The organism is Candidatus Accumulibacter vicinus, assembly GCF_000584955.1.
GTDB classification, from domain to species: Bacteria; Pseudomonadota; Gammaproteobacteria; order Burkholderiales; family Rhodocyclaceae; genus Accumulibacter; species Accumulibacter vicinus.
On sequence record NZ_JDSS02000007.1, the window covers coordinates 53,243 to 57,191 of the forward strand.

Consider the following 3,949-nt stretch of genomic DNA (forward strand, 5'->3'; position numbering starts at 1 on the left):
GTACGGGTTGCCGGAGATGAGCACTGAAGCCCAATCGAAAGTGGGGTGAAATTGATGACGATGATCGCAAGAGTCTGCGCGGCCTTTTTGGGCGCGTTATTGGTGCTGTCCTCGGTCCTTGCTCGGGAGCCGGTCGACAACCCGGTCCGCACAAACGCTGGCCCCCGGATCAGGTTCGAACACCTGACCCCGGATGACGGGCTGTCGCAGGGCACGGTGGAAGCGTTTCTTCAGGACCGTCAGGGCTTTCTGTGGATCGGCACCTGGGATGGCCTCAACCGCTACGATGGATATTCTTTCAAGGTGTTCAAACCGAATCCGCAGGATCCCCACAGCTTGAGCGGAAATCTGGTTCATGCCATTCACGAAGATTCCCAAGGGACGCTTTGGATCAGCACCAACAATGGCTTGAACCGGTTCGACCGCAAAACCGAGCGCTTCACCCGTTACCAGAACGATCCCAAAAACCCACGCAGCCTGAGCCACAACGAAGTCTGGCGAACTCTCGAAGACCCGCAGGACGCTGCCCTGTGGGTGATAACGACCGGCGGTGGCCTGAACCGTCTCGACCGAAAAACCGGGGAATTCACTCGCTTCCAGCACGACCCGAATGATCCCGGCAGTATCAGCGCCAACGAGGGACGCGCCTTGTTCATCGACCAGCACGGCGTGCTCTGGGTAGGCACAAAAGGCGGATTGGACCGGTTCGACCGCAAGACCGGGAAATTCATCCATTATCGTCATGCCACCGATAATCCTCGTAGCTTGAGCCAGGATTCCGTCTGGTCGATCCATGAAGACCGCTCGGGAGCCCTATGGATCGGGACGCTCGAAAAGGGCGTGAATCGTTTCGACCCGACAACTGGTGAGTTTGTCCGCTATGGCCCCGATTCCGCCAACCCCGGACAGCGAATTAAAAAAGGCATTGTTTTCGCCATCTCCGAAGATTCCGCCGGGATTCTCTGGATAGCAACTTCAGTCGGTCTCTATCGCTCCAATCGGGAGCGAAACGAGTTTTTCCATTATCAGACCGATCCCAACGACCCGCATAGCCTGAGCAATTCGTGGCTCCTGACGGTTTATATCGATCGTCTCGGCGTCATCTGGATCGGCAACTGGGGTTCGGGATTAAACAAGTATGATCCAGGCGCCACAAAATTCAGACTTTACCAGCACAAGAACAATGAACCCAACAGCTTGCTCGCCAACGATGTACGGGCCATCCTGAAAGACCGGGAGGGAAAATTCTGGTTTGGCATGATGAGCGACGGTTTGAGCCGTTTCGACAGAGAAACCAATACCTATACCCACTTTCGCGCTAACCCGAACGTGCCTTACAGCCTGACCGACAACCAGGTGATGAGCCTCTACGAGGATCGGGCGGGCTATCTGTGGGTCGGGACGCACGACGGAGGCCTCAACCAATACGACCGCAACACCGGAAGGTTCATCGCCTACAAGCATGATCCCAAGGATCCCGACAGCCTGGGGCACAACGACGTACGTGGCATCGTCGAATCGGACGACGGCACGCTTTGGGTGGCCACCACCTATGGCGGTTTGAATGAATGGGATCGGCACACCGGAAAGTTCAGGCGCTATACGCATGACCCCAATAACCCCAACAGCTTGGGCGACGGAATCATCAGCGCCATGCGCGCGGATGCGAAAGGCGTACTCTGGCTCGGTCTCTGGGGAGGTGGACTCAACAGGTTCGATCCGCAGACCAAGACCTTCACGCGCTACAAGCGTCACTCCGACGAGCCCGGCAGCTCGAGCCAGAATGAGGTTTGGGCGATTACCGAAGACGCGCAGGGAAATCTCTGGGTCGGCACCAGCCAGGGCCTCGACAAGTTCGATCGAAAGACCGAAACATTTACCCGCTACGGCGAAACGGATGGCCTCGCGAGCAAGAATGTGGTGGGTATTGTCGAAGACAATCAGGGCGATCTATGGATCAGCACCCGGGGCGGCGGGCTGTCGCGATTCGATCCGCGCACGGGTTCGTTTCGCAATTACGACAAACGCGACGGACTGCAAGGCAATGATTTCTACGAAGCCGCTTGCCGGACCGATGACGGCGAACTCTATTTCGGAGGGGTCAACGGCATCAACGCCTTCTATCCCCAAGAGGTCAAGGATTCGACTTTCCTTCCTCCCATCGTGATTACCGGGTTCCAGGTCTTCAACAAGCCGGTCGTCATCGGCGCCGCGGATTCGCCATTGCAACAGGCGATCAACGAAACCGAAACAGTGACCCTTCGCCACGACCAATCGGTGTTTTCCCTCGAGTTTGCCGCTTTGAACTACCGCTTTCCCGACAAGAACCGCTACGCCTACAGGCTGGACGGCTTCGAACGGGACTGGAACCAGGTGGACAGCCGGCGCCGCTTCGCCACCTACACCAACCTCGATCCGGGCGCCTATGTCTTCCGGATCAGGGCGTCGAACAACGACGGCCTCTGGAGCGAACAGGAAAAGTCGATACGTATCGTGATCCTGCCGCCCTGGTGGCAGACCACCTGGTTCAGGGTTTTGGCGGTCGTTCTCAGCGTTGCGTTGCTGGCCATCGCCTACCGTCACCGCGTCAGCATCATCCAGCGGCGCAACCGCGAGCTGGAGCTCCAGGTTGCCGAACGCACGCGCGCACTGTCCGAGCAGACGAAATCGCTGGCCGAGGCCAAGGATGCGGCCGAGTCGGCGAACAAGGCCAAGAGCGCCTTCCTGGCCAACATGAGCCACGAACTGCGCACGCCGCTGAACGCCGTGCTGGGCTTCTCCGACGTGCTGCTGCGCGACGCCCGGGTCGGTCGCGAACAGCTCTCGCCAGGACAGCGGGAGCACCTGGCCACTGTGCATCGCAGTGGCCAGCATTTGCTCACCCTCATCAACAACGTGCTGGAGCTGTCGCGCATCGAAGCCGGGCGCAGCGTGGTGTACACCGTCGAGTTCGACCTCCACGAACTGCTCGCCGGGCTGCGGGGAATGTTTTCGCTCAAGGCCGAGGAAAAGGGCTTGACTCTCGATGTCGAGTTCTCCCCCGAAACCCCGCGCTATGTGAGTTGCGATGAGGTCAAGCTGCGGCAAGTGCTGATCAACCTGCTCGGCAACGCCTTCAAGTTCACCGAGCAGGGTGGCGTCCGCCTGACGGTCGCCGTCGTGGCGGGCGAGCCGACCGTCGCCATGCGATTGCGCTTCGCGGTAAGCGATACCGGCGCGGGCATCGCCGCCGACGAGCTCGAGCGGATCTTCGTTCCTTTCGTGCAATCGGCGGCCGGACAGCGGGCAACCGAGAGCACCGGCCTGGGCCTGGCCATCAGCCGCCAGTTCGTCGAGCTCCTGGGCGGCACGATCCATGCCGAAAGTACATTGGGCGTGGGTAGCACGTTCAGTTTCGAGATTCCGGTTCAGCACGCGACACAGGCGGCCGCGGAGACCGCGACCGAGAACCTGCCGGTACTCGGTCTGGAACCCGGTCAGCCCGCCTGTCGCATTCTGGTGGTGGATGACGACATCGATAACCGCCGCCTGCTGCTGAGCCTGCTGGAACCACTGGGTTTCGAGCTGGCCGAGGCCGGCGACGGTCAGCAGGCCGTCGACAAGTGGCATAGCTGGCAGCCGCAGTTGATCCTGATGGACATGCGCATGCCCGGCATGGACGGGCGCGAAGCGACGCGGCGGATCAAGGCCGCCGCATCGGGAAACGAGACCAAAATCATTGCTCTCACGGCCAGCAGTTTCGAGGAGGAGCGCAAGGAGATTCTGGATGCCGGTTGCGACGACTTTCTGCGCAAGCCCTTCCGCGATTCGGAATTGCTCGCCATGATGGCGGGGCATTTGGGGGTGCGCTATCTGCGTGGCGCACCCACGCCGCCACCGGTGGATGAGCAGACGCTGGATGCCGCCGGCCTGGCTGCCGCCCTGCGGAGCGCGCCGGCCGAGTGGCTGG

The 3,949-nt window shown here is 60.4% G+C and carries 1 protein-coding gene; it reads left to right on the forward strand.

Annotation, left to right across the window (positions count from 1 at the left end; all coding sequences use genetic code 11):
* Positions 1-54 precede the first annotated feature (54 nt).
* Positions 55-3,949 (forward strand): hybrid sensor histidine kinase/response regulator (locus tag CAPSK01_RS21455; protein WP_273702921.1); only part of this gene is annotated, 3,895 nt, incomplete at its 3' end.